We start from the raw sequence: 26,712 nt of genomic DNA on the forward strand, positions 1-26,712 counted from the left end.
TCCATTTTTTTAGCTAGGTTTTAACGAATATTATTACTTCACTTTCTCCAACAGGATCTCCGGCTCATTGGTGGTAATATAATCCACCCCGTTTTTCAATAAATCGTCCATTATTTCCGGATTATCTATTGTCCACGCATTGGTAGTTACTTTATGTTGCTTCGCGGTGGCAATCAGCTGCGGATCATTTTTAAACACCTGCTGGTTGTAATCCAGTCCCCATATACCATCCGCCTGCAGCTGCGCCGGTGTTTTATCCCCGTTGAGATAAGCTATTTTTGCCGCGGGATCAAGCTCCTTTATTTTTTTGCAGATATTGTAATCGAAGCTGATGTAAAACATCCACGCCTGGGCCTTCTTAGCCTGCACCATCGCTACCGCTTTGGTGGCCAGCAAATCGCCCCTGCCGGTGCGGGAAGGCTTTAACTCCAGTACCAGCCGCGTGCGGTGCTGTTGCTGGATTATATCAATAAACTCCTCCAGCGTTGGCACCCGGTCCCCGTTCTTCAGCTGAACGGTCTGCAAATCCGCCAGGGTACTTTCTTCTACCTTCTTTCCTCCTATCTCCGGATCATGTGAAATTACCAGCTCATTATCTGACGATAACCAAACATCAAATTCCGATCCCTCACAACCCAGCTTCATCGCGTCTTTCAGGGAAGTAATGCTGTTCTGGCTACCCGCCTGGTGCTTCCATGCACCACGATGGGCCACTACTTTATTACGGATAAAATCGTCTGCTACCAGCAGGAATTCAGCGGTGTCCGTTCCTGCTTTAATACGGACCGGATACATAAAATCACCTTCCTTGCTTACCGTAGCTTTCTTTTTCAGTTTCAATTCATGACCGCTGATCGTAAATAACCCCGACTTATCCTCCAGCAACGTGGCGGCCGACAGCTGCCCATTCCTGTCATAGATCTTACCAATAACCGCGTTCTTTTGCAGAACGGGAATCGTATAGGCATCCAGGTAAGGAGCGTTGGCGTGTTGCGCCGCTGCTGCGGTACCCATCAAGGTTATTCCTGCCATCAGAAATATTTTTTTGCAATTGTTCATGTGATCCGCGTTTGTGGCTAAAATAGCGCGCAATTTATTCATTTCCACTCCCCGGGTGGAAAAACACTACGTTAAATTACTATAAAGCTTTAAGAAGCGATCGCTTTAATTATGCTGTATCAGCAACACATTGAACCTGGCAGGATCCAGCGGATATCCGTTGCTGACAAGCGTATATATCTTACCCGCCTGGGTAGCCATATCAAATGTTTTCAGGACTCTGAGAGAATCAGACCAGCGGAAATTGATCTTGTAATGGGCGCTGTCGCCGTAAAGCGGCGCAAACCCGGTTTGTGCAGGAAACGTGAGCCCCCTGAAAAAGCGTGGAAGCGTATCGGAATAAACATCCATACCAAGCGGTGTACGGTTGGGCCTGAATGCCTGTGCAAAATTAATCACCCTGAATTTAGACATGCCTGCCGCGGGAGCGCTCAGGTCATCTTCTGTAGCAATCAGTATCTGGTTGCCGGCGCTGTCGGCGCCCACGTAAGCAGAATAATAATGATTATTACGCAGAAAGATCTGCCCACGGTATAATGCAACACCAGGCTGCCTGGTGTTGGAAATGATCAGGTTGTACTTCTGCGCCCGGAAAGATTTATACCCTGTATTAGCGCCATAGCCTATGTTGCTGGCAACAGGAAGGCTATCCAGCATCACATTAAACTGATCATTGCCAGGCACTGCATTTACAAACATAAAGTTACCGTGAGTATCAGGTACCGCACTGTCACTGTTCTTTTTACAGGCGCCCAGTATCACTAACAATACTAAAACAGGAATGATCAGGTGTTTCATGAAATCCGCTTCTTTTTACGGACTCAAATGTAGTAATATTAAAACAAAAAGCGCCTGCCTTTGGGGCAAGCGCTTCTTGTTTTAATATCTGTATAATACTATTCTTCTTCGTCAAACTGGAACACTTCCTTGGAAGAGGCCAGGATGTCGTATTCTTCTTTAGAACCTACGATCATGTTTTCAAACTCACGTAAACCAGTACCGGCAGGGATCAGGTGACCTGTGATCACATTCTCCTTCAGACCCATCATATCATCGGTTTTACCGTTGATAGCGGCCTGTGACAATACCTTCGTGGTTTCCTGGAACGAAGCAGCAGAGATCCAGCTACGGGTACCAAGGGACGCCTTGGTAATACCCTGCAGGAGCGGACTGGAAGTAGCCGGCTGTGCATCGCGGTATTCTACCAGTTTCTTATCTGCACGACGTAACAGGGAGTTTTCTTCACGAACCTGGCGCAGTGTTACTATCTGACCTGCTTTCAGGTTAGCAGATTCACCGGCTTCAGTTACCACCTTCTTATCGAAGATCATATCGTTTTCTTCGAAGAAATCAAACCTGTCTTCAGTATCACCTTCGAGGAAGCGGGTATCACCCGGATCTTCGATGTTTACTTTACGCATCATCTGGCGAACAATCACCTCGATGTGTTTATCATTGATCTTCACACCCTGTAAACGGTATACTTCCTGGATTTCATTTACCAGGTATTCCTGTACAGCAAACGGTCCTTTGATAGACAGGATGTCTGCAGGAGTAGTAGAACCATCGGAGAGTGAAGTACCGGCCTTCACAAAGTCACCGTCCTGAACCAGGATGTGACGTGTTAACGGCACCAGGTATTTCTTCACCTGGCCTTCACGGCTTTCAATGATGATTTCGCGGTTACCACGTTTGATATTACCGAAAGCTACCACACCGTCAATTTCAGAAACGATGGCAGGGTTGCTTGGGTTACGTGCTTCAAACAGCTCAGTTACACGTGGCAGACCACCCGTGATATCTCGCAGTTTACCGATAATACGGGGGATCTTCACGATTACCTGACCAGCTCTCACCTTATCTCCTTCAGAGATAACGATGTGGGAACCTACCGGTAAGTTGTATGATTTCACCTCTTTATTACCATCTACCATGATAGACGGGATCTTATTCTTGTCTTTGGTTTCAATTACCACTTTCTCACGGTGACCAGTCTGTTCGTCCGCTTCTTCACGGAAGGTAATACCTTCAATGATGCTGTCGAAACGAATGCTACCCGGGATTTCAGACACGATAACGGCGTTGAACGGATCCCATGTGCAGAGCATATCACCTTTCACTACTTTCTGTCCGTCTTTCACTAACAGGGTAGAACCATAAGGGATGTTGTTGGTTACCAGCAGACGATCATTTTTCACGTCCATGATACGTAACTCACCGGTACGACCGATAACGATCTGTACTTTTTCACCCTGGTTGTTTTCGTAAGTGGTAGTACGTAAACCATCGAATTGAACGGTACCATCAAACTTAGCTGGCAAACCGGATTCAACGGAAGTAGAACCGGCAACACCACCCACGTGGAAGGTACGCAGTGTCAACTGTGTACCAGGCTCACCGATCGACTGTGCAGCGATGATACCCACGGCATCACCTTTCTGTGCAGTATAACCGCTGGCCAGGTTTTTACCGTAACATTTCACGCACACACCACGACGGCTTTCGCAAGTCAGTACGGAGCGGATTTCTACGGTTTCAATGGCGCTTTCTTCAATTCTGTGTGCAATTTCTTCAGTGATTTCAGCACCGGCAGCAACGATCAGCTCATCATCATTATGAGGATCAAATACGTCGTGCAGGGAAGTACGTCCGAGGATACGGTCGTACAGTGTTTCAATCACTTCTTCATTATCTTTCAATGCGGAAGTAGCAATACCACGGAGTGTACCGCAATCTTCTTCATTGATTACCACATCCTGCGCAACGTCTACCAGACGACGGGTCAGGTAACCCGCATCCGCCGTTTTCAACGCCGTATCCGCAAGACCCTTACGGGCACCGTGCGTAGAGATGAAGTATTCCAATACGTTCAAACCATCTTTAAAGTTGGACAATACCGGGTTTTCGATGATCTCAGAACCGGTAGAACCACTCTTACGCGGCTTGGCCATCAGACCTCTGATACCAGCCAGCTGTTTGATCTGCTGCTTGGAACCACGCGCACCGGAATCCAACATCATGTATACTGAGTTGAACCCTTGCTTGTCTGTTGCCAGCTCACGGATCAGAGTTTCTGTCACCTTCGTATCCACACGTGACCAGATATCAATGATCTGGTTGTAACGTTCGTTGTTGGTGATCAGACCCATGTTATAGTTATCCCAAACTTCTTCTACTTCACCGGCTGCACCATCAATCATATCCTGCTTAACATCCGGAATGATCAGGTCATTAATGTTAAATGACAGACCACCGCGGAACGCCATGCGGAAACCTAATTGTTTGATGTCATCCAGGAACTTCGCAGTTTTTGGAATGTCAGTTGCTTTAATGATATCACCGATGATTTCACGCAGTGATTTCTTGGTCAGCAGGGCATTTACATAACCGGCAGCTTTAGGTACGTGCTGGTTAAACAGTACGCGGCCTACAGTAGTGTCGATCAGTTTTCTTTCCAGCTCACCATTTGCATTTCTTACATCAGCTTTAACACGGATGTGAGCATGCAGATCGATACGGTCTTCGTTCAATGCGATGATTACTTCTTCAGCAGAGTAGAAAGCTTTACCTTCTCCTCTTACTACTACATCACCGATTGTTTTCTTACCCTTTGTGATATAATACAAGCCGAGTACCATGTCCTGTGAAGGCAGGGTAATTGGCGTACCATTCTGCGGGTTAAGAATGTTATGGGAAGACAGCATCAGCAGTTGGGCTTCCAGGATTGCAGCGTTGCTCAAAGGCACGTGTACCGCCATCTGGTCACCATCGAAATCCGCGTTAAACGCAGAACATACGAGCGGGTGCAACTGGATCGCTTTACCTTCCACCAGCTTAGGCTGGAAAGCCTGAATGGACAAACGGTGCAGGGTTGGAGCACGGTTTAACATAACCGGGTGACCTTTCAGCACGTTTTCCAGGATATCCCAAACCACGGCTTCTTTACGATCTACCAGCTTCTTAGCTGATTTCACGGTTTTAACGATGCCTCTTTCAATCAGCTTACGGATAATAAACGGTTTGAATAATTCAGCCGCCATATCTTTTGGTAAACCACACTCGTGCAGTTTCAGTTCAGGTCCTACCACGATAACAGAACGTCCGGAATAATCCACACGTTTACCGAGTAAGTTCTGACGGAAACGGCCTTGTTTACCTTTCAGTACGTCTGACAGTGATTTCAGTGCACGACCACCTTCCGCTTTCACCGCGTTGGATTTACGGGAGTTGTCGAACAGGGAATCCACCGCTTCCTGCAGCATACGTTTTTCGTTACGAAGGATCACCTCAGGCGCCTTAATTTCGATCAAACGTTTCAGACGGTTGTTACGGATAATCACCCTGCGGTAAAGATCGTTCAGGTCGGAAGACGCAAAACGGCCACCATCCAATGGAACTAACGGACGCAGTTCTGGTGGTACCACAGGAATATATTGCATTACCATCCATTCAGGACGGTTTTCCACACGGCCATTAGCTTCACGGAAAGCTTCCACCACGCTCAAACGCTTCAGCGCTTCCGCTTTACGTTGCTGGGAAGTTTCAGTTGCAGCCTGGTTACGTAACTGGTAAGAAAGACTGTCCAGATCAATACGGGCCAGCATCATTTCTACCGCTTCCGCACCCATTTTAGCAATAAACTTGTTAGGATCTTCATCTGGTAACAGCTGATTGTCTTTTGGTAAGGTGTCCAGGATATCCAGGTATTCTTCTTCAGTGAGCAAATCACCGTAGTTCATGCCTTTCTCCTGTTTCATGCCCGCCTGGATTACTACGTATCTTTCATAGTAAACGATGGTTTCCAGTTTCTTGGAAGACATTCCAAGCAGGTAACCGATCTTGTTAGGCAGGGATTTGAAATACCATATATGTACAACGGGCACCACTAAACGAATGTGACCCATTCTTTCACGACGTACTTTCTTCTCCGTTACCTCAACACCACAACGATCACACACAATACCCTTATAACGGATACGTTTGTATTTTCCGCAATAACATTCGTAATCCTTTACAGGCCCGAATATCCTTTCGCAGAATAAACCATCACGTTCCGGCTTGTAAGTACGGTAGTTGATGGTTTCAGGTTTCAGCACTTCACCGTATGAACGCTCCAGAATAACATCCGGAGAAGCCAGACTGATGGTAATGCTGTTAAAATTTGATTTAGGACGATTTTCTTTTTTGATAGCCATCTGTAATTAGCTTTTAGCTGTTAGCCGTTGGTGGTAAGCCAGCGACAAAAATTTTATTCCTGCGAAATATCCAAGCTATCAGCCACTGGCATCACTGCCAATGGCTGGTAGCTAAAAGCTCTTAGTCAAATTTCAGATCCAGACCCAGACCACGCAATTCATGGATCAATACATTGAAGGATTCTGGCACACCGGCTTTCGGTATGTTGTCTCCCTTCACGATAGATTCATATGCTTTGGCACGACCCACGATATCATCGGATTTAATAGTAAGCAGTTCCTGCAGGATGTTGGATGCACCATATGCTTCCAGTGCCCATACCTCCATCTCACCAAAACGCTGACCACCAAACTGGGCTTTACCACCCAGCGGCTGTTGGGTAATGAGACTGTACGGTCCGATAGAACGGGCGTGCATCTTATCATCCACCATGTGGCTCAGTTTAAGCATGTAGATAACACCTACGGTTGCTTTCTGGTGGAAACGGTCGCCCGTTTCACCATCATGCAGGTAAGCGTGACCAAAGCTTGGTAAGCCTGCTTCCTTGATATAATCAGCAATTTCCTCTGTAGTAGCACCGTCAAAGATCGGAGTCGCAAAACGTACGCCCAGTTTCAGACCTGCCCAACCTAATACGGTTTCGTAGATCTGTCCGAGGTTCATACGGGAAGGTACCCCGAGTGGGTTCAGTACGATATCCAGTGGTGTACCATCTTCCAGGAACGGCATGTCTTCATCACGCACAATCTTGGCTACGATACCCTTGTTACCGTGACGTCCCGCCATCTTATCACCCACTTTCAACTTACGCTTGCTGGCCAGGTAAACCTTCGCCAGTTTCAGTACGCCCGCTGGCAGCTCATCACCAATAGAGATGTTGAACTTCTCACGTTTGTAACGACCCAGCTCTTCGTTGAACTTGATGTTATAGTTATGCAGCAGGGTATTGATCTGATCGTTCACCACTTCGTCTGTTGTCCAGCCCAGCGGATTCACGTTCATGAAATCAATATTTACCAGGTTCTTCGGAGAGAACTTGGAACCCTTTGAGATCAATACTTCACCGTAAGTGTTGGTAATACCCTGAGAGGTTTTATCCTTCAGTAATACCAGTAACTTGCTCATCAGCACTTCCAGCAGGTCTTCCGCATTCTTCTGGTGAATTTTCTCCAGTTTCTCGATAGCTGCTTTCTCGCGGGTTTTGGAATTTTTATCTTTTTTGGCGCGACTGAACAGTTTCTTATCAATCACCACACCTTCTGTTGACGGAGGCGCTTTCAATGAAGCGTCTTTCGCATCAGAAGCCTTGTCACCAAAGATCGCTCTTAACAGCTTTTCTTCAGGAGAAGGATCAGATTCACCACGCGGAGTGATTTTACCGATCAGGATATCGCCTTCCTTGATGTGCGCACCAACACGGATGATACCGTTCTGGTCGAGGTCTTTTGTAGCCTCTTCACTTACGTTAGGAATATCCGGAGTCAGTTCTTCTTCACCCAGTTTGGTATCACGAACTTCCAGTTCATATTCATCAATGTGGATGGAAGTAAACAGATCCTCACGTGCAACACGCTCAGAAATTACGATCGCATCCTCAAAGTTGTAACCTTTCCATGGCATGAACGCTACCTTCAGGTTGCGTCCCAGCGCCAGTTCACCACCACGGGTAGCGTAACCTTCTGTTAAGAAGTCGCCATCCTTAACGCGCTGACCTTTCTTTACGCAAGGTCTGAGGTTAATACAGGTGCTCTGGTTGGTTTTTACGAATTTGGTCAGTGTGTAAACGATCAGATCGTCTTCAAAGCTCACCAGTTTCTGCATTTCATCACGCTCGTAACGAACATGGATTTCATTTGCATCCACAAATTCGATCACACCATTACCATCTGCAGTAATCTGCAAACGGGAGTCACGCGCTGCCTTGCCTTCCAGACCGGTACCTACAATAGGAACTTCCGGATTCAGCAGTGGCACGGCCTGACGTTGCATGTTTGATCCCATCAACGCACGGTTGGCATCATCATGTTCCAGGAACGGAATCAATGATGCACTCAAACCTACGATCTGGTTAGGAGCCACGTCCATGAATTCCACTTCATCTCTGTCGAGGATCGGGAAGTCACCGGTTTCGCGGGATTTTACCTTATCATTTACAAAGTGTCCTTTGTCATCCAGTGGGGCGTTGGCCTGTGCAATCTTCACAGAATCTTCTTCCTCAGCGCTCAGGAACTCCACTTTATGCATGTCCACTTTACCATCTCTTACTTTACGGTAAGGTGTTTCAATAAAGCCCATCTCATTCACCTTCGCGTGAACGCAAAGGGTAGAGATCAGACCGATGTTCGGACCTTCCGGTGTTTCAATTGTACACAAACGGCCATAGTGGCTGTAGTGAACGTCACGCACCTCAAAGCCTGCTCTTTCACGACTCAAACCACCGGGTCCGAGAGCGGAAATACGGCGTTTGTGCGTGATTTCAGACAGTGGGTTTGTTTGATCCAGGAACTGTGACAACTGGGAAGTACCGAAGAAGGAGTTGATCACGGAAGACAGGGTCCTCGCATTGATCAGGTCTACCGGCGTAAATACTTCGTTATCACGTACGTTCATTCTTTCACGGATGGTACGTGCCATACGTGCAAGACCAACACCAAACTGAGCATATAACTGCTCGCCTACAGTACGTACACGGCGGTTAGACAGGTGATCGATATCATCGATTTCCGCCTTACCATTGGTGAGCTGTACCAGGTACTTGATGATGGAGATGATGTCGTCCTTCGTCAGCACTTTCATGTCTAACGGAGTAGGAAGACCTAATTTTCTGTTGATCTTGTAACGGCCAACGTCACCTAAATCGTAACGTTTGTCGGAGAAGAACAATTTATCAATAATACCCCTTGCTGTTTCATCATCCGGCGCATCTGCTCCGCGCAACTGGCGGTAGATATGCTGAACGGCTTCCAGTTCGGAGTTAGATGTATCCTTGTTTAATGTATTGTAGATGATGGAGAAATCACCACTCACCTCTTCTTTCTGAACAAACACGCTTTTCAATCCCATGTCTACGATGGTTTCGATATTCGCTTCATCCAGGATGCTATCGCGCTCCAGCATAATTTCATTACGCTCGATGCTCACCACTTCACCAGTATCTTCATCCACAAAGTCTTCCACCCAGCTTCTTAAAACGCGGGCAGCCAGCTTCTTGCCGGCATATTTATCAAGACTTTTTTTGTCTGCTTTTACTTCATCTGCCATGCCAAACAGCTGCAGAATATCTTTATCTGTTTCATAGCCGATGGCACGCAACAGGGTGGTAACCGGGAATTTCTTCTTACGGTCGATGTAAGCGTACATCACGTTGTTGATGTCCGTTGCAAACTCCATCCATGCGCCCTTGAACGGGATCACCCTTGCAGAGTAGATCTTGGTTCCGTTCGGATGTACAGATTGACCAAAGAAAACACCAGGTGAACGGTGCAGTTGGGATACAACAACACGCTCAGCACCATTAATAACGAAAGTACCTCTTGGAGTCATGTAAGGAATGTTACCTAAGAACACATCCTGGACAATCGTCTGGAAATCCACATGCTCCTCATCATTACAGCTGAGGCGGAGTTTCGCTTTCAACGGTACAGAATAAGTAAGCCCACGCTCAATACACTCCTCGATCGTATAACGCGGCGGATCCACGAAATAATCAAGGAATTCCAGATTAAAGATATTTCTGGTATCCGTAATCGGGAAGTTCTCTTTAAATACTTTAAAAAGGCCTTCGTTGTTTCGCTTGTCTGGTGTGGTTTCTAATTGGAAGAAATCCTTGAAAGATTGGATTTGGATAGCCAACAGATCCGGTGTCTCAGTAACTTGTTTGATCTTTCCAAAATTTACTCTTTCGTTTGTTTGGGCTTTTTTTAGAGACATATTCGAAGTTAGCAGTTATATGACTTGTAAGAATTAGGGAAATTAAGATTTCTTTGCCAATACCATCCCAATTTATTTATGCCTTCTGCACGTGGTCAAAGTCACCTAAAAGTGATTCCCCGTTTTGACTCTCTGAAAAAGACACTTTCCCAAAGGGAATAAGGCCAAAAGTGCAAAAGCACTTTTGACCTTTAAAAGATGTATACTTAAGCAAAGAATTACTGAATTTCAACTTCAGCACCAGCTTCGGTCAGCTTAGCTTTCAGGTCTTCTGCCTCAGCTTTGCTAACGCCTTCCTTGATGGATTTAGGCGCACCGTCAACCAGTTCTTTCGCTTCTTTCAGACCTAAGCCGGTCAGATCTTTAACGATCTTAACAACGTTCAGTTTGCTTGCACCTGCAGCTTTCAGTACAACGTTGAAGGCAGTTTTCTCTTCAACAGCAGCAGCTTCGCCACCACCAGCAGCAACTACAACTGCAGCAGCAGCTGGTTCGATGCCATACTCAGATTTCAGTACATCTGCGAGTTCCTGTACTTCCTTAACAGTTAAACCTACTAATTGTTCAGCTAATGCTTTTACGTCTGCCATTTTATAATGTTTTAATGTAATGTTTGTAATGTTGTTGTTAATTATATTGTGACTTGGAAGCCAATTTTGAATGCGGGTAGCCAAAGGCCATCCACACTATTCTGCTGCAGGTGCTTCCACCCCAGCTTCTTCTTTCTTGCCTTTTTCCAGTAAAGCAGCAATAACGCGCTTTGCAGGAGATTGCAACAGACCGATAACTTCGCCGATAAGCTCGTTCTTGGTCTTGATGTTGGTTAAAGCAACCAGCTGGTTGTCACCTACGAATACTTCGTCAGCAACAAATGCAGCTTTCAGTACTGGTTTTTCCAGTTTACCGTTTGCTTTACGGAATGCAGAGATGATCAGAGCCGGCTCTTTCGGGCTGTCAGAGAACATCAGGGCAGTTACACCATGCAGACTGTCAAATACACCTGCATATTTTTCGCTGTCCAGGGATTCCAAAGCCTTACGGATCAGGGTGTTCTTAGCCACCTTCATTTCCACCTGCTTATCGAAGCACACTTTCCTCAGGTCATTCACCTGCGCTACCGTTAATGATTCGGTATTAGTGACATAAAAGTTGCTGTATTGAGAGAACTTACTTTTCAGCAGTTCGATCGCATCATTTTTTTGATCTTTATTCATATTATAACGTTTGTAGCAAGCCCCATCTTTGCAGATAACGGCTACAACTCGTGATCAATTAGTTTTGAACAGATTTAGTATCGATAACAATACCAGGACTCATGGTGCTAGCCATAGACAGACCTCTCAGGTAAGTACCTTTTGCAGTAGCTGGTTTCAGCTTGATGATAGCGTTGATCAGCTCTAAAGAGTTCTGCTCAATTTTATCAGATGCGAAAGATACACGACCGATAGAAGCGTGGATGATACCAGCCTTATCTACCTTGAAAGTAATTTTACCGCCTTTAACATCGTTTACTGCAGCTGCAACGTCGTTTGTAACAGTACCGGTCTTAGGGTTTGGCATCAGGTTACGGGGACCTAAAATCTTACCCAGTTTACCGATCTTCGGCATTACAGAAGGAGTAGCTACGATTACATCTACATCAGTCCAGCCAGCTTCGATCTTCTGGATGAATTCATCCAGTCCAACGAAATCAGCACCTGCTTCTTTTGCAGCAGCTTCTTTATCAGGTGTGCAAAGCACTAACACCCTTTTAGTTTTACCAGTACCGTGTGGAAGCGTTACGGAACCACGGATAGCCTGGTCTGCTTTCTTAGGATCAACGCCTAAGCGGATATGTAAATCGACAGAGCTGTCGAATTTAGTACAGTTAATATCTTTAACTAAGCTGGAAGCCTCTTTCAGGCTGTAAACCTTATTTTTTTCGAGCTTAGCGTCAGCTACTTTTCTCTTTTTAGTTGCCATTTGTCAAAATGATTTTAAGATCCTGCCTCAACAGGGTGAAACAATTAGTTTTCCCAAGGGGCTTTACCATCAACAGTAATACCCATGCTACGAGCAGTACCAGCTACCATTTTCATAGCGCTGTTCAGCGTAAAGCAGTTCAGATCAGCCATCTTGTCTTGTGCGATAGCTTCTACCTGAGCCCAGGAAACTTTACCCACCTTGTTACGGTTAGGTTCTTTAGAACCACTCTGCAATTTAGCAGCTTCCAGCAGCTGTACAGGTGCCGGAGGAGTTTTAATTACGAAGTCGAAAGATTTGTCAGTGTAAACAGTCAGCAACACAGGCAATACTTTACCCATTTTATCCTGGGTACGGGCATTAAACTGTTTGCAGAACTCCATGATGTTCACACCTTTGGAACCCAGCGCGGGACCAATTGGAGGTGCAGGATTGGCCTGGCCGCCTTTCACCTGCAATTTCACGTACGTTGCGATTTCTTTTGCCATGTTTCTTAATTTAATTTGGTTAAACGCCCTCTGCCAAACAGAAGACTCCCAAAAGTAAAAGACTAAAAATAACCTTTTAAAGGGGATGCAAAGGTATATATTATTATGAAATTGTCAAAAAGTATTTGAAATTGGGCATCCTTTTTGCTTTGGATGAGATTTTTTTTACAAATCTATTGCATTTCCCGTAAAATTTCCTTACTCTCCGAAGCCGGCAAAGCTACAACTTATCTCCCACTTGCATATAACAATTCTTTCCGCTTCCCTTTCTCAGTCTTTATATACTTACTTACAAACAGCTGCTCAGTCCCCACCTTTCCCTTCATCCCGGTAACCGCCTGCTGCAATGCCGCTATATTGTCTTTCATAGCATCATCATTACCTTCCAGCCCGGATAGTGCCTTCTCTGCTGCAGCCAGCTTTCCCGCTATCCCATCAATCATCTTCCTCAGCACCTCATCCTTTACCTCCGGTACAAACTGCCGGTTCTTAAAATCAACATACTCATTATATAGCTTCACGATCTCCGTGTAATCCCGGCTCACCCCGTTAAACTGGTCTACCCGCCGGTTCCGCGCCTCAATTTCCTGGTTGGCCGCCAGCACCTTTATCGACTGGTCCATCCAGTCCAGCTCCGTCATGATAAACGGATTGGCCGCTCCCCCAAACCGGCGGATCCTCGCAGCTGCATACTCTAACCGCTGCAGCCGCGATTGCCGGAACCAGTTATTCAACGTATCGTTATAAGCAAAAACGGGGCGTTTGGCCGCAGCAGCAAAAGCCTGGCTGCCCAGCTCATCATGACGCAGCGGAAACGGTAACATCTGCCACATCGGGTCGTAAGGCATATGGGTTTTTACCGCCACCTGCGGCGCCGCCTGGAACCAGGTCCAGTTGGTCCGCTGGATAAAACGGCCGTTATCCACTACCCCGGCTCCCCAGGTAGGATCAGTTATCGTCCACTGACTTCCATTCTTTGCCACCACCCAGTCGTGCGAACCGGTTGGCAGCATAATATCGTTCTGCAATCCGTAGCCCGTTACCACCACAGCAGTTATACCAGCTTCCCGGCATACCCGGGCATATAATACAGCATAATCAGTACTAAGCCCCTTCCGCGTACGCAGCGTTTTTAGCATGGCTGCAGCAGAATCCCGGTAACTGCTCACGCGGTTTATGTTTTCTGCATCATAGGCGATGTGCGTAGCCATCCAGTTAAACAGGGCGCGCTGCAAAGCCATACTGTTCCCTGTATGGGCCTTCAGCCATCTGGCCATCACTTCGGGAGAAGTGGTGGCTTCTTCCGGAATGGAAACAATGGCCGCTGTTGCGGCCGGCTTAACAGATTTCCCGGACTGAGCACCTGCCTCAATAGCCAGCAGGAGTCCGAGCATCACAGCAATCACTGATTTCATAATCAATAGATATAGGACGTATATTGGATAAACGAGAAAAAGCGTTCCGCATAAACGGAACGCTTTTCAATAAAGATGTTATATAAGTTATCAGGAAAGTTTCTCTACCTGCATAAAGTTCAGCTCTACCGGAGTAGCACGGCCAAAGATCTTTACAGTTACTTTCAGTTTTTTCTTGTCTTCAATTACTTCCTCAATCACACCATTAAAGTCGTTGAACGGACCATCAATGATCTTAATGGTTTCACCAACAATGAAAGGCTCGCTCATGGTCAGTCCCTGATCGCTCAGTTCATCCACCTTACCTAACATTTTGTTTACTTCAGATTTACGGAGTGCGATAGGCTTTTCCTTTCCGAGGAAATGGATAACACCGGATACGTTACGTATGGCCTGTATTACCTCATCGGTCATCTTACCATCTACTGCTTCGATCATCACATATCCGGGATAGAAGTTCTTTTCGCGCATTACCTTTTTACCGGCCTGCACTTTATAAACTTTTTCTACCGGCAGGAAGATCTGGCTGATTACGTTACCCCAATCGGAGCGGCGTACTTCAATATCCAGGTATTCCTTCACTTTTTTTTCCTTGCCACTAACAACGCGGAGTACATACCACTTTGTTTCCTGAGCAGGAAGATTGGCTGCATCCATTTATTTAGCTTTGAAAATTTGGTAATAGTGAGTTAACACGAAGTTGGAAGCGGCATCCATACCCCAAACCAGCCCGGTAACAAATATTGTTGCTATCAGCACAATCATGGTAGAAGACTGGAGCTCTTGCCAGGTAGGCCAGGACACCTTGTAAACCAATTCATGATAAGACTCGCGGAAATAGTTTCTGATCTTATTCATTATATAAAGTTAACTATTTATGGTCAATTGTTTAAAGCCTAAAAAATGGTTGACTTGTCTTATTGTAACAACTCAACCATTTAATTATTTTCTATAAACCTTGCACGGGTACTAGGATTCGAACCCAGATCAAAGGTTTTGGAGACCCGTATGCTACCGTTGCACCATACCCGTGTATAAAGCCATTAGCACTCAGCTTTCGGCGTCAGCAAATATATAAAAAAATGTTGACGTTTAATAGCCAAAGCTAATGGCTTTTAATATAATTCAGATGCTTATTTCAGGATTTCAGTAACCTGACCTGCACCTACTGTACGACCACCTTCACGGATAGCGAACTTCAGACCTTTGTCCATAGCGATAGGCTGGATCAGTTTAACTGTCAGGCTAACGTTATCACCAGGCATAACCATTTCAACACCTGCTGGTAATTCAACTTCACCGGTTACGTCAGTAGTACGGAAGTAGAACTGAGGACGGTATTTGTTGAAGAACGGAGTGTGACGGCCACCTTCTTCTTTGCTCAGTACGTATACTTCGCATTTGAATTCAGAGTGAGGTTTGATAGAACCTGGCTGGCAGATAACCATACCACGACGGATCTGAGTTTTCTCAATACCGCGGAGTAACAGACCAGCGTTATCACCTGCTTCACCTTCATCGAGGAGTTTCTTAAACATCTCAACACCAGTACAAGTAGATTTCAGTGGTTCTTCCTGCAGACCTACGATTTCAACGTTCTCACCAACTTTGATACGACCGCGTTCGATACGACCTGTAGCAACGGTACCACGACCGGTGATAGAGAATACGTCTTCTACTGACATCAGGAACGGTTGATCAACCGGACGTGGAGGCAGCGGAATGTAAGTATCAACAGCGTCCATCAGTTGGTCGATAGCAGCTACCCATTTTTCGTCACCAGCAAGAGCGCCGGTTGCAGAACCCTGGATAACAGGAACGTTATCACCGTCAAAACCGTTAGAAGACAGCAGATCACGGATTTCGATTTCTACCAGTTCCAGCAGTTCAGGATCGTCTACCAGATCAACTTTGTTCATGAATACTACGATACGAGGTACACCTACCTGGCGAGCCAGCAGGATGTGCTCTCTTGTTTGCGGCATAGGACCATCTGTAGCTGCCACCACGAGGATAGCACCGTCCATCTGAGCAGCACCGGTAATCATGTTCTTCACATAATCCGCGTGACCAGGACAGTCAACGTGAGCATAGTGACGAGCAGTTGTCTGATACTCAACGTGAGCTGTATTGATAGTAATACCTCTTTCTTTTTCTTCAGGAGCAGCATCGATCTCATCATATCCTCTCTTCTCTGCCAGACCTTTATTTGCCAAAATTGTGGTAATGGCAGCAGTCAAAGTAGTTTTACCATGATCCACGTGGCCGATGGTACCAATGTTTACGTGGGGTTTATCCCGCTTGAAGGTTTCTTTTGCCATTGTATTTTCTTTTTAGATGGTTTGTAAAGATTGTATTGATTGTTGTTTTAAAAAAACGGTTTTACAAACTTGTACCGTTGATGAGAATTGAACTCATGGCCTTCCCTAAATAAAAATGGGTTGCTCTTCCATTGAGCTACAACGCTAAGTTTTAATTTCGGAGTGCAGAATTAACAAATTCGAATTCCGAAATTCGAATTTTATGGAGTTTGTTGAGGCGATTGAAAAACTCACTACAACTATTCTTCTAAAATTCAATGAGCTGTTGAAGAGAATTGAACTCTCGACCTCTTCCTTACCAAGGAAGTGCTCTACCCCTGAGCTACAACAGCTTGAAAAATTGCTTTAAAATACGAGCGGGAGACGAGGTTCGAACCCGCGACCTACAGCTTGGAAGGCTGTCGCTCTACCAACTGAGCTACTCCCGCATTTTTTAATTCACTAAGCTTCCGGCAAACAACACTGCAACTTTCCACTTATAGAATTATAAGAATAAAAATAAGAGCTTTAAAGGCTGTTGTACCACAGGTTTAGGGTGTTTCTGTCTACTACTTCTGAATTACTCACCTTCCTCTCAACAACTATGTTCCGCCTCTGCGAAGGGCAAAAGCGGAACACGCTGTTTTTGTGGGCAGGATAGGATTCGAACCTATGAAGACGTAGTCAGCGGATTTACAGTCCGCCCCATTTGGCCGCTCTGGAACCTGCCCTAACTATCTTTTGATTTTGTCATCCGGCTAATAAACAACCAAATAAAAATCGATGAGCCAGCAGAGGGATTCGAACCCCCGACCCACTGATTACAAATCAGTAGCTCTGGCCAACTGAGCTATGCTGGCATCTTTCAAAAAACATCCTTTCAATAAAGTAACTCGTTGAAAGAGAGCGCAAAATTAAGAGATTTTTTCAATTCTCAAAATCTTTTTTTCAGTTTGTTACAAATATTTAAAAATTTATCTGCTTCCCCGAAAACGCCCTACCATAAAGAACTTTGCTACCTTTACCGACCCTCTTTTTGAATCGGGATGGCAAAGGTAGCAAAGAGATTAATATTTCCAAAATTATTTCAGAAAATTATTGAAATTTCTTTTCCTTCTTTCTTTTCACCTGTTCTACGAGGGATTCAAAGGCAAGGTCGAAGGACTCTTCGAAGGATTTAGACTCGTGCTTAACAAACAGGTCCTGACGGGGTATTCGAACTCTGATCTCGGCTATTTTATCTTTAATTTGATGCGCTAAATTATCCACTTTTAAAAATACATCCACGCTAATGATACGGTCATAAAAGGTGTTCAGTTTCTGAACTTTCTTGTTCACATGATCTATCAATTTGGAATCAGCATCAAAATGCACAGTTTGAATTTGTACGTTCATAGCACTAATTTTTTAAATATTTAACAATCTAGGTTCTAGTTAGTAAAGGAAGGTCATAGGCATTCTCTTTTAGCATAATGAACTTGATTACTAATATAGTCACTTTTGCAATGCAATACTGTTTAGCTGCGTAATATTTTGTTAAAAGCTTAAAATAACTGCTACGCTTTCGGGTGCGCCTGCTTATACACCTTCTTCAACTGCTCTATCGTATTATGCGTGTAAACCTGTGTGGCGGCCAGGCTCGAGTGCCCCAGCAACTCTTTGATCGCATTCAGATCCGCACCATTGTTCGCAAGGTGTGTAGCAAAGGTATGTCGTAGTATATGCGGGCTCTTCTTCTTTAAAGTAGTAATCTGATGTTCCGTGAGATACTTTCGCACCGTCAGGTACACATACTTGGGATACAAACGCTGACCGCTATGCGGATGCACCAGCAATACCCCGTTCTCAAATTCTTCCAGGCAACGGCGCTTCTCATCCATGTAAGCACGGATCTGTACCAGGAGCTCCGGACTAACCGGTATAATCCGCTCCTTGCCTCCTTTCCCCATCACCTTTACGGATTTGTTCCCTTCATCCACCCGGAATTCCTGCAAAGCAATCAATTCCGACAAACGGATACCCGTTTGATAAAAGATCTCAAAAATAAGCCGGTGGGTCATGCCTTCGAAATCGTTGGCAAAGATGTGCAGGGAGGTTACCGAAACAGGACTCACATTATCTTCCAGCGCCTGCATCCCCTTCTGTTCAATGTAGCCGGGCAAACGACGGCTGATCTTGGGCGCAATGACCTTGATCATAGGCGACTGTTTAATCAGGCCCTGACGCAGACAGAATTTGAAAAAGGATTTGAGTGTGGAGATCTTGCGGTTAACACTTTTGGCTGTCATGGCATCTTCCATGAGCTTCGCCAGCCAGCTCCGGATCATAATATGACTGAGGTCCCCAACCGGCGTACTGCCATAACTGAGGGTCACATAATCAAAAAACTGGAAAAGATCGTTGCGATAGGCAGTGCAGGTGTGCGCTGAGTACCGTTTTTCGAGCTGGATATAGGATATGAATCGCTCTGCTAAGGAATATAAAGCTTCGTTCAACACAAAAAGATTGATGATTGTAAAGTTATTAAATAACCTTACAATCATCAAATATTTTGAGTTGCCAACGGCTTATCGCCTAAGCAATATTAATCTTCAAATTTACCTGTTGCCAACTGTTGTTTGTAAACGGCTTTTAACACCTGGTTACGACGTTTAACAGATGGTTTAGTAAAAGACTGGCGCGTTCTCAGCTGCAGTAAAATGCGAGCTTTCTCAAACTTCTTTTTATATTTTTTAAGCGCCTTGTCTATGTTTTCGCAATCTTTAGAATCAATGATCAACATAATTTTTGCCTCTTATTTTTAGGAACGCAAAGATAACACAACATTTGTAAAAAAACAAAAGACCACAAGAATTATTCAATTTCTCCGCCTTCCTCTCCATAAAAGATGACCCATAACAGCAAATCGGCCGTAAAATTCCGGAACCGGTGCGCTGCCCCCGCAGGAACAAACAGGAAATCACCCACTCCCACCGTCACCACCTTCCCTTCCATTTCAAACTCACCACTCCCCTGCATCACCAGGTAAATCTCGTCCTGTATATGCGGCTCCTGCCCATCTATCTCATCCGGGGCAAAAATGATCCCCCGCATGGAACCGTGTTCAAACAATACTGCGAAATCATCATCGCTTTTCTGCAATTGTCGTAAAGACTCGGCAAAAGAAACATGAAATCTCATCCTATGGTTGATTTAACGTGTTCTCAGATAACCGAATTTAAGAAAGAATCGGGATATAGCATGACGGCTGGACCGGGAGACTTACATGCTCCCGGTCCAGCCGTTTGTATAATATAATGGAAATCAGTCTTTCAGCTTCTTCTTCAACAGGCTTACCTGGTCCTGCAGATGGCTCACCATATCCGCCAGGTGGTTTACACTCATCCGGCTCTGCTGTCCCGCTTTACTGATCACCGCATCCGACTGCCACAACTCCAGCACTTCTTCCATATCCACGCCGTAAGGCTCAAACTGCGGATTATCAGACACCAGCGTAATCTTAGATTTGGAACGGTTGTTCTTCAGGATCCTTTTAAAAACAATGCCTTCCCGGGAGGTAATCACCACATAGGTTTCATTGTTCTTGATCTCATCCCATCCCTCTACCTTGTGACAAACGATCACAGAACCAGAAGTAACCGGCAGCATGGAATCTCCCGCTATTTCAAATGCCCTGTAATCACCCGCCCCCAGCATGGGTAAGGTGAACGTGTTCAGCTCTTCGATAAACTCATCATCATTATAACCGGCCAGGTAACCGGCGGCCGCTTTTACCGGCACAAACTGGATCGCCTGACGGGAACTGCCCAGCTTAAGCTGCCGGCGCTTCTCCAGGAAATTATCTTTCTGGGAGCCAAGATCACGGCGAAGCAGATCATCGATGGATACCCGGAACATATCGCTTACCTGTTCCAGGATCTCCGTACGGGGCTCTGCACGCTCCTCCTCATATGCACCCAACAGCGAACGCTTGATACCGAGCTTATCGGCAAACTCTTGCTGCGTCCAGGCTTTTTGCTTACGCAGGTATTTCAAATTCTGACATACTACGGACATAACCTAAATAATTTAGTACCTTGCTAACAAAATTAGCAAATATTTTTATGAATTACCAAATATATTCGGGGCGCTTCGCTTATTTTTGCCCGGTAAAATCCAACTCGATATGTTAATTAACTATGTACACTCGTTCTTAAGATGGGCTATATTGCTGGCAGGGCTCTGGGCGGTTATCCGCTCCCTCAAAGGCGTAACAGGCAAAACACCATTCACTGCAGCAGATAGCAAGGCCGGACTTTTCTTTATGATCTTCTGCGATCTGCAACTGGTAGTAGGATTGATTTTGTTTTTTATGAGCCCCCTTTCCCAGGCCGGCGTAGCTGATATGGGAGGCGCCATGAAAAACCCGGTTTTACGGTTCTTCACAGTAGAACACGAAGTAATGGCCATCATCGCCATCGCACTGGTACATATCGGTAAATCAAAAATAAAGAAAGCGGCTACCGATGCACAAAAACATAAACTGGGCCTGATCTTCTTTGGTCTTGCCTTCATCGTTATCCTGGCCCTCATCCCGTGGCCTTTCCGGGAAGCACTCGGAAAAGGCTGGTTCTAAACAACCTGCCGGATTATAAAATTAAATGGCGCCCCTGTCAGGGACGCCATTCCTTTTTTCCGATGTATTGATTGACCACTGAATTATCCTTTATCCTTATTATATAACCTGAAGGAATAAATATAGGGTAATGCCGCCAGCACAATCGCCACAAAAAATATGATAAATACCCCTGTGATAAGCGACAGGAAAAATCCGGCGATGATGATCACCGCACCTGCACTGATCCACAGATTGCTCGCCATCTGATGCGTTTCCCTCCAAACCTCTGCACTTTGCAGGGTCCACGGCGTTCTCACCCCCACATAATTATTAGGCTTCACCTTACGCAGGTAAGCACCTATGCCCACAATCAGCAACCCTACGCCAATAAAAGCCCAGCGCTCCATGATAAATGGCTTCCCCTGGCTCACCAGGAAAATAATAATACAGGTAAATACCGCCTGGTAAGAATGGATCAGGAAACGGATCCTGTAATACTCTTTATGCTCCATCTCAATAGCAGAAGGCCGCAACTGGGTTTCATCGGCCCGTGGAATATAGCGGAACAGGAAATAGATCAGCCCGTTGGTGAAAAAGAGAAAGATCATCAGCAGCAGGAAATCATTTTTTGTCCCCATCTCAGGAGATCCCGCCGCATTAACATTGTTAGATAAAACAGCTGGTAAGTCTTTGAAGACTACCGCCAGGTAAACCATCGGCACCAGCAGCAAAGCGAGGATAAGTAATTCCCTGGTAAAATCCGGTTTTTTCATGTGGAGATCAGTTTAAATGTTCACATACTCCCTTGTTTTCCTTCATTTCCATTCTCTTATCTATTACATATTGATTGCCAGATATGTTGTACTAAAGTTACGAAAATTGAGGCGACCGGAAATTTCAATATTTTTTACTAATTTTCTTAGCATTACTAAATAAATTAGTAACTTTACTCCACATGTAAAAGTGATTCCGGCTGGCAGGCCTGCTGCTATACTATCCTCCCTCTGCCCGGTCCGCCATCCGTAATCGCTTTAACTGCCTGCCCCTGTTCCGTCCTTTGTTTATCCATAAACCATTACCAGTATGATCACTTTACAACAGCGAACAATAGCGCATTTCGATCTGGACTGCTTCTTTGTATCAGTGGAATGCCAGCGGGACAATCGCCTCCTCGGCAAACCAATCCTGGTGGGCGGCAGCAGTGATCGCGCTGTAGTAGCTGCCTGTAGTTATGAGGCCAGACGGTATGGTATTCATTCCGCCATGCCCATGAAAACCGCGCTGCGGCTTTGTCCCCATGCTATTGTCCGCAGCGGGGACATGGAACTGTACAGTGCCAAGTCGAGGGAAATCACGGAGCTCATCGCCGGAAAGGCGCCTCTCTACGAGAAATCATCTATCGATGAATTTTATCTCGACCTCTCCGGCATGGATAAGTTCTTTGGCTCCATGAAATGGACCACCGAACTGCGGAAAACCATCATGAAAGAATCAGGACTACCCATTTCATTCGGACTAGCATCCAATAAACTCGTTTCAAAAGTAGCCACCGATGAAGCCAAACCTAATGGTCAGCTTGAAATCCTGTTCGGACAAGAAAAAAATTTCCTGGCGCCGCTGGCGGTAGAAAAGATTCCAATGGTAGGCCGTGAAACCGGCGCCCTGCTGAGGCGCCGCGGCGTAGAAACCGTAAAAACACTGAGCGAAGTGCCCATCTCCCTGCTGGAAGCATGGATGGGAAAAAACGGAATAGCCCTCTGGAGAAAAGCCAATGGAATCGATGAATCGCCGGTGGTGCCTTTTTATGAACAGAAATCTATCTCTACGGAAAGTACATTCCCCGCAGATACCATCGACATGCAATTCCTTCACGCCGAACTGGTACGCATGACGGAGAAAATCGCATTCGAACTGCGACAGCAAAATAAATTAACCGGTTGCATCACCCTCAAAATCCGGTACTCGGATTTTGAAACCGTTACCAAACAAATGTCTATTCCTTACTCCTGTGCAGATCATGTGCTGCTGGAAAAAGTAAAAGACCTCTTCAAAAAACTGTACGACCGCCGGCTGCTGGTTCGCCTCATAGGCGTGCGTTTCAGTCACCTCGTACATGGCAACTACCAGATCAGCCTGTTCGACGACAAACAGGAAATGATTGCCCTCTACCAGGCCATCGATCAAATCAAAAACCGCTTCGGATGGGAATATCTCATGAAAGGTACCAACGTAATACCACCCGGAAAAAAAGACCAGCACACACCGAAAAAAGATATCATGCCATACTTTAAATAAACATCATGTTCCTCAACTGCAAAACATTTTTTAGTCTACGCTATGGCACCATGCACGCGGAAATGCTGGTGCAGAAAGCACATGAACTCGGTATCGGATCACTGGCACTTACCAATATCAACATCACTTCCGATGCGTGGGAGTTCGTGGCCCTCTGCCGTAAACATGATATTAAACCTATACTCGGACTGGAATGCAGAAACGGAAATGATTTTAAATATCTCCTGCTGGCCCGCAACCAGGAAGGCTGGCATCATATCAATGTTTTCTTATCCACCCACCTTCAACAGGAAAAACCTTTCCCCGATCAGGCGCCCGTTATCCCGCATACCTGGGTGATCTATGCGCTGGGAACCCGCGCTCCTGAATCATTAGCGCCTCATGAACTCATTGGTGTAAAACCCTGGCAACGCAATAAATTATTCAGAACAGCTAACACCACACTCCGCGATAAATTGGTGATCCTCCAGCCAGTTACCTTCCAGGACAATACCCATTATGAATTACATCAACTGCTGCGTGCCATTGATCAGAATATCCTGATCACACAGCTGGAACCGGCTATGACAGGCCATCCGCAGGAACAATTTGTTACGCCCGCTTCACTCGTGGAACACTTCGCCGATTATCCGGACATCGTACAGCGAACCGTGGAAGTGATGGAAGACTGCCACGTTGAAATGGATATTCATCATTCCATCTCCCGAAATAAAAAATGTTTCCTCGGCAGCGTGGAAGAAGATCGCGCGAAGCTACGGGCGCTTGCCCTGGAAGGCATGTTATACCGCTATGGCGATGATCATGAAGAAGCCCTTCAACGGATTGAAAAAGAACTGGCCATTGTAGCACAACTAAACTTCGAATCTTATTTTCTCATTACCTGGGATATTATCCGCTATGCGCAGGAACGCGAATTCTTTTATGTGGGCCGCGGAAGCGGCGCTAACTCCATTATCGCCTACTGTATAAAAATTACAGATGTAGATCCGATAGAACTGGATTTATATTTTGAAAGATTTCTGAACCCTTACCGTACTTCGCCACCGGATTTTGATATTGATTTTTCCTGGCGCGACCGGGACGAAATTATCCGGTACGTTTTTAATAAGTATGGCCCGCAACACACGGCCCTGCTGGGCACCGTAACTACTTTTCAAACCAACGCCGTTATCCGCGAGCTGGGAAAAGTATATGGTCTTCCTAAAAAAGAAATCGATAAAATCCTGGAAAATGGCTTCCACGTTAATTTGGAAGCCGATAGCATCCATCAGAAAATAGCGTACTTCAGTAACCTGATGGATACGGAAAAAGCATTTCCCAATCACCTCAGTATTCACGCCGGCGGTATCCTCATCAGTGATGCGCCTATTCACCAGTTCTGCACTACTTACCTGCCGCCCAAAGGCTTTGTAACCGCGCAGCTGGATATGTGGCAGGCGGAAAGAATTGGGCTGTATAAATTCGATATCCTCAGCCAGCGCGGCCTCGGACATATCCGGGATGCCATTGATATCATCAAAAAAAACCAGGACGTTGATATAGATATCCATGATGTAAAAGCTTTCCAGGTAGATCCGCTGGTGCGTAAAAATCTGTCCGGTGTAAATACTATCGGGTGTTTTTATATAGAATCGCCCGCTATGCGGCAACTGCTGCTGAAACTGGGATGCGATGATTATCTCACCCTGGTGGCAGCAAGTTCTATTATCCGCCCCGGCGTAGCGCAATCGGGCATGATGAAACAATATATACATCGCTACCGGCACCCCGATGAAGTAGTTTATCTCCATCCGATTATCGAGGAATTGCTGAAAGATACCTTCGGGATTATGGTATACCAGGAAGATGTCATTAAAGTAGCACACAAATATGCAGACATGGAGCTGGCGGATGCCGATAGCCTGCGAAGGGCGATGGCAGGGAAATACCGCGGATCCAATGACTTCAGGGATATACAAAAACGTTTCTTTGATAACTGCGAACGCCTGAAACGGCCACCGGAAGTATCTGCGGAAGTGTGGCGGCAAATTGCCAGCTTTGCTAACTTCTCCTTTTCCAAAGCCCACTCCGCCAGTTTTGCGGTGGAAAGCTACCAAAGCCTGTACCTCAAAACCTATTTCCCTGCAGAGTTCATGGTGGCTGTTATCAACAATTTCGGCGGCTTTTATAACCGGGAACTCTATTTCCGGGAATTGCAGAAAACCGGCGTAACACTGCACCCGCCTTGTATCAATCATAGCGATTATGCCACCAATATCACCGGCCGGGAAGTATACACAGGGCTGATCCACATAGAAGGACTGGAACAATTGCTGGCGGAAAGAATATTAAAAGACCGTGAACAGTATGGCCCGTTTTTACATCTCGAAGATTTTACCAGCCGGATTTCACCGGGTCCGGAACAGCTGGAAATACTAATCCGCATTGGCTGTTTCAACTTTACCGGCTACACCAAAAAAGAATTATTGTGGAAAAGCAGTTTACTGGTAAGTAAGAAAGAAGTCAATCCACACAGCATTTCCTTGTTTGGCAATACCACCACTGTTAACTGTGAACTGCCCACCCTGGCTTATCACGCGCATGAAGATGCCTTTGATGAGATAGATCTGCTGGGCTTTCCGCTGCAATCACCCTTTAAAGTATTGCAGCACGATCAAAGTGCGTATATGCCTTCCAGTGAGTTCAGCAAAAATATTGGCCAGCCTGTTACCACGCTTGGCTACCTGGTAACCAACAAATTCCTGCGCAGCAGCAAAGGGGAACCCATGTGCTTTGGTACATTCCTCGACCGCGACGGCGCATTTATGGATACCATCCATTTTCCTGATAGCCTGCGGCTGTACCCTTTTCAAAAGGGCGGCTTTTATGTGCTGCAGGGCAGGGTGGCAGAAGAGTACGGCGTAATACAACTGGAAATCAATAAGATGTGGAAGATTGGTTATTTTGAAGATAAAAAGCCTTAATTCCGACAATTTGTTGTATTTTTGTGACAAATGTCGGGTATATGAAACACGTAAAAGGATACCGCGTGCAGGAAAATGCATTATTGATAGTAGAGCAGCCAGGAGGAGGAGCGGCATATATTGCCGGTAGTGGCTACTTTGATTTTATACAGCTTTCCCGCAGTGGAATTATTAAAAGAGCTTTATTGAATCTGAGCAGGCAGCTGTCTTTTTCTTTATCAGAGCTGGCGCAGGTAGTACATGTGTCAGAAAGAACGCTGCAACGCTATGCAGACGACGAGAAATTGTCTGCCGACACGTCTGAACGTGCTATTTTACTTTCCCAGCTTTACCAGCGCGGTACCGAAGTATTTGGCCAGCTGGAAAACTTCAAGGAATGGATGAGAACTCCGTTACCTGCCTTCAACTATCAAACCCCTATTTCGCTTTTAGATACCACCTTTGGGTTTCAGCTTATCCAGGATGAGCTGGGGCGCATTGAGCATGGCATCTTTGCATAAATCTACG

General features: G+C 45.7%; 22 protein-coding genes and 6 tRNA genes. 4 read left to right on the forward strand and 24 right to left on the reverse strand.

Translation table 11 applies throughout. The features are described from left to right. Positions 1-33: 33 nt before the first annotated feature. From B5Z18_RS16915 to B5Z18_RS17025, 23 genes are all read right to left on the reverse strand, one after another. Positions 34-1,032, reverse strand: coding sequence for a glycerophosphodiester phosphodiesterase (locus B5Z18_RS16915; protein ID WP_159454336.1), 999 nt, complete (start codon positions 1,030-1,032; stop codon positions 34-36). 132 nt (positions 1,033-1,164) lie between these two features. After that, positions 1,165-1,857, reverse strand: a complete 693-nt coding sequence (locus B5Z18_RS16920; RefSeq protein ID WP_079470665.1) for a DUF4397 domain-containing protein — start codon at positions 1,855-1,857, stop codon at positions 1,165-1,167. Positions 1,858-1,955: 98 nt separating this feature from the next. After that, positions 1,956-6,254, reverse strand: a complete 4,299-nt coding sequence (rpoC, locus tag B5Z18_RS16925; protein ID WP_079470666.1) for a DNA-directed RNA polymerase subunit beta' — start codon at positions 6,252-6,254, stop codon at positions 1,956-1,958. Between the two features lie 121 nt (positions 6,255-6,375). Next, a complete protein-coding gene (gene rpoB, locus B5Z18_RS16930; RefSeq protein WP_079470667.1) occupies positions 6,376-10,185 on the reverse strand; it encodes a DNA-directed RNA polymerase subunit beta in 3,810 nt (1,269 codons plus the stop codon). Between the two features lie 218 nt (positions 10,186-10,403). Then, entirely contained in the window at positions 10,404-10,775 is a 372-nt protein-coding gene (gene rplL / locus B5Z18_RS16935; protein ID WP_079470668.1) for a 50S ribosomal protein L7/L12, read from the reverse strand. A 96-nt stretch (positions 10,776-10,871) separates the two neighbouring features. Beyond that, positions 10,872-11,399 (reverse strand): 50S ribosomal protein L10, encoded by a 528-nt coding sequence (gene rplJ, locus B5Z18_RS16940; RefSeq protein WP_079470669.1) that lies wholly within the window; start codon positions 11,397-11,399, stop codon positions 10,872-10,874. A gap of 58 nt (positions 11,400-11,457) precedes the next feature. Next, positions 11,458-12,147: a 50S ribosomal protein L1 gene (gene rplA, locus B5Z18_RS16945; protein ID WP_079470670.1), complete on the reverse strand. Its 690-nt coding sequence runs from the start codon at positions 12,145-12,147 to the stop codon at positions 11,458-11,460. Positions 12,148-12,191: 44 nt separating this feature from the next. Beyond that, positions 12,192-12,635 carry a 50S ribosomal protein L11 gene (rplK, locus tag B5Z18_RS16950; protein WP_079470671.1) on the reverse strand — a complete coding sequence of 148 codons (444 nt, stop codon included), beginning with the start codon at positions 12,633-12,635 and terminating at the stop codon, positions 12,192-12,194. Between the two features lie 227 nt (positions 12,636-12,862). Next, positions 12,863-14,050 (reverse strand): transglutaminase domain-containing protein, encoded by a 1,188-nt coding sequence (locus B5Z18_RS16955; protein ID WP_079470672.1) that lies wholly within the window; start codon positions 14,048-14,050, stop codon positions 12,863-12,865. Between the two features lie 90 nt (positions 14,051-14,140). After that, positions 14,141-14,707: a transcription termination/antitermination protein NusG gene (gene nusG / locus B5Z18_RS16960; protein WP_079470673.1), complete on the reverse strand. Its 567-nt coding sequence runs from the start codon at positions 14,705-14,707 to the stop codon at positions 14,141-14,143. After that, positions 14,708-14,908, reverse strand: coding sequence for a preprotein translocase subunit SecE (secE, locus tag B5Z18_RS16965; protein WP_079470674.1), 201 nt, complete (start codon positions 14,906-14,908; stop codon positions 14,708-14,710). A gap of 103 nt (positions 14,909-15,011) precedes the next feature. Further along, positions 15,012-15,082 (reverse strand) — tRNA-Trp (locus B5Z18_RS16970). Positions 15,083-15,183: 101 nt separating this feature from the next. Then, a complete protein-coding gene (tuf, locus tag B5Z18_RS16975; protein ID WP_079470675.1) occupies positions 15,184-16,371 on the reverse strand; it encodes an elongation factor Tu in 1,188 nt (395 codons plus the stop codon). Positions 16,372-16,443: 72 nt separating this feature from the next. After that, positions 16,444-16,517 (reverse strand) — tRNA-Lys (locus B5Z18_RS16980). 114 nt (positions 16,518-16,631) lie between these two features. Then, positions 16,632-16,703 (reverse strand) — tRNA-Thr (locus B5Z18_RS16985). 23 nt (positions 16,704-16,726) lie between these two features. Next, positions 16,727-16,799: transfer RNA gene (locus B5Z18_RS16990), tRNA-Gly, on the reverse strand. 200 nt (positions 16,800-16,999) lie between these two features. Continuing rightward, positions 17,000-17,081, reverse strand: a tRNA-Tyr gene (locus tag B5Z18_RS16995). A gap of 55 nt (positions 17,082-17,136) precedes the next feature. Next, positions 17,137-17,210 (reverse strand) — tRNA-Thr (locus B5Z18_RS17000). 235 nt (positions 17,211-17,445) lie between these two features. Beyond that, positions 17,446-17,745, reverse strand: coding sequence for an HPF/RaiA family ribosome-associated protein (locus B5Z18_RS17005; RefSeq protein WP_079470676.1), 300 nt, complete (start codon positions 17,743-17,745; stop codon positions 17,446-17,448). Between the two features lie 161 nt (positions 17,746-17,906). Next, a complete protein-coding gene (locus tag B5Z18_RS17010) occupies positions 17,907-18,848 on the reverse strand; it encodes a tyrosine-type recombinase/integrase (RefSeq protein ID WP_394333864.1) in 942 nt (313 codons plus the stop codon). 86 nt (positions 18,849-18,934) lie between these two features. Then, a complete protein-coding gene (gene rpsU / locus B5Z18_RS17015) occupies positions 18,935-19,132 on the reverse strand; it encodes a 30S ribosomal protein S21 (protein ID WP_079470678.1) in 198 nt (65 codons plus the stop codon). Positions 19,133-19,203: 71 nt separating this feature from the next. Then, complete coding sequence (locus B5Z18_RS17020; protein WP_079470679.1) at positions 19,204-19,530, reverse strand: cupin domain-containing protein; 327 nt, start codon at positions 19,528-19,530, stop codon at positions 19,204-19,206. A 123-nt stretch (positions 19,531-19,653) separates the two neighbouring features. Beyond that, positions 19,654-20,406, reverse strand: coding sequence for an XRE family transcriptional regulator (locus B5Z18_RS17025; RefSeq protein WP_079470680.1), 753 nt, complete (start codon positions 20,404-20,406; stop codon positions 19,654-19,656). Between the two features lie 109 nt (positions 20,407-20,515). On the opposite strand from B5Z18_RS17025, the gene B5Z18_RS17030 reads away from it, so the two are divergent. Continuing rightward, a complete protein-coding gene (locus B5Z18_RS17030; protein WP_079470681.1) occupies positions 20,516-20,965 on the forward strand; it encodes a hypothetical protein in 450 nt (149 codons plus the stop codon). Positions 20,966-21,048: 83 nt separating this feature from the next. On the opposite strand, the gene B5Z18_RS17035 is transcribed toward B5Z18_RS17030, so the two are convergent. Then, positions 21,049-21,720 (reverse strand): SdpI family protein, encoded by a 672-nt coding sequence (locus B5Z18_RS17035; RefSeq protein ID WP_079470682.1) that lies wholly within the window; start codon positions 21,718-21,720, stop codon positions 21,049-21,051. A 310-nt stretch (positions 21,721-22,030) separates the two neighbouring features. Here B5Z18_RS17035 and dinB point away from each other — a divergent pair, with 310 nt between their 5' ends. From dinB to parS, 3 genes are read left to right on the forward strand one after another with little or no spacing between them, the layout of a single operon-like run. Next, positions 22,031-23,242 (forward strand): DNA polymerase IV, encoded by a 1,212-nt coding sequence (dinB, locus tag B5Z18_RS17040; RefSeq protein ID WP_079470683.1) that lies wholly within the window; start codon positions 22,031-22,033, stop codon positions 23,240-23,242. A gap of 5 nt (positions 23,243-23,247) precedes the next feature. Beyond that, complete coding sequence (locus B5Z18_RS17045; RefSeq protein ID WP_079470684.1) at positions 23,248-26,205, forward strand: DNA polymerase III subunit alpha; 2,958 nt, start codon at positions 23,248-23,250, stop codon at positions 26,203-26,205. A 41-nt stretch (positions 26,206-26,246) separates the two neighbouring features. Next, complete coding sequence (parS, locus tag B5Z18_RS17050; protein ID WP_079470685.1) at positions 26,247-26,705, forward strand: type II RES/Xre toxin-antitoxin system antitoxin; 459 nt, start codon at positions 26,247-26,249, stop codon at positions 26,703-26,705. Positions 26,706-26,712: the final 7 nt, after the last annotated feature.

This window comes from Chitinophaga ginsengisegetis (assembly GCF_900168065.1).
GTDB lineage: Bacteria > Bacteroidota > Bacteroidia > Chitinophagales > Chitinophagaceae > Chitinophaga > Chitinophaga ginsengisegetis.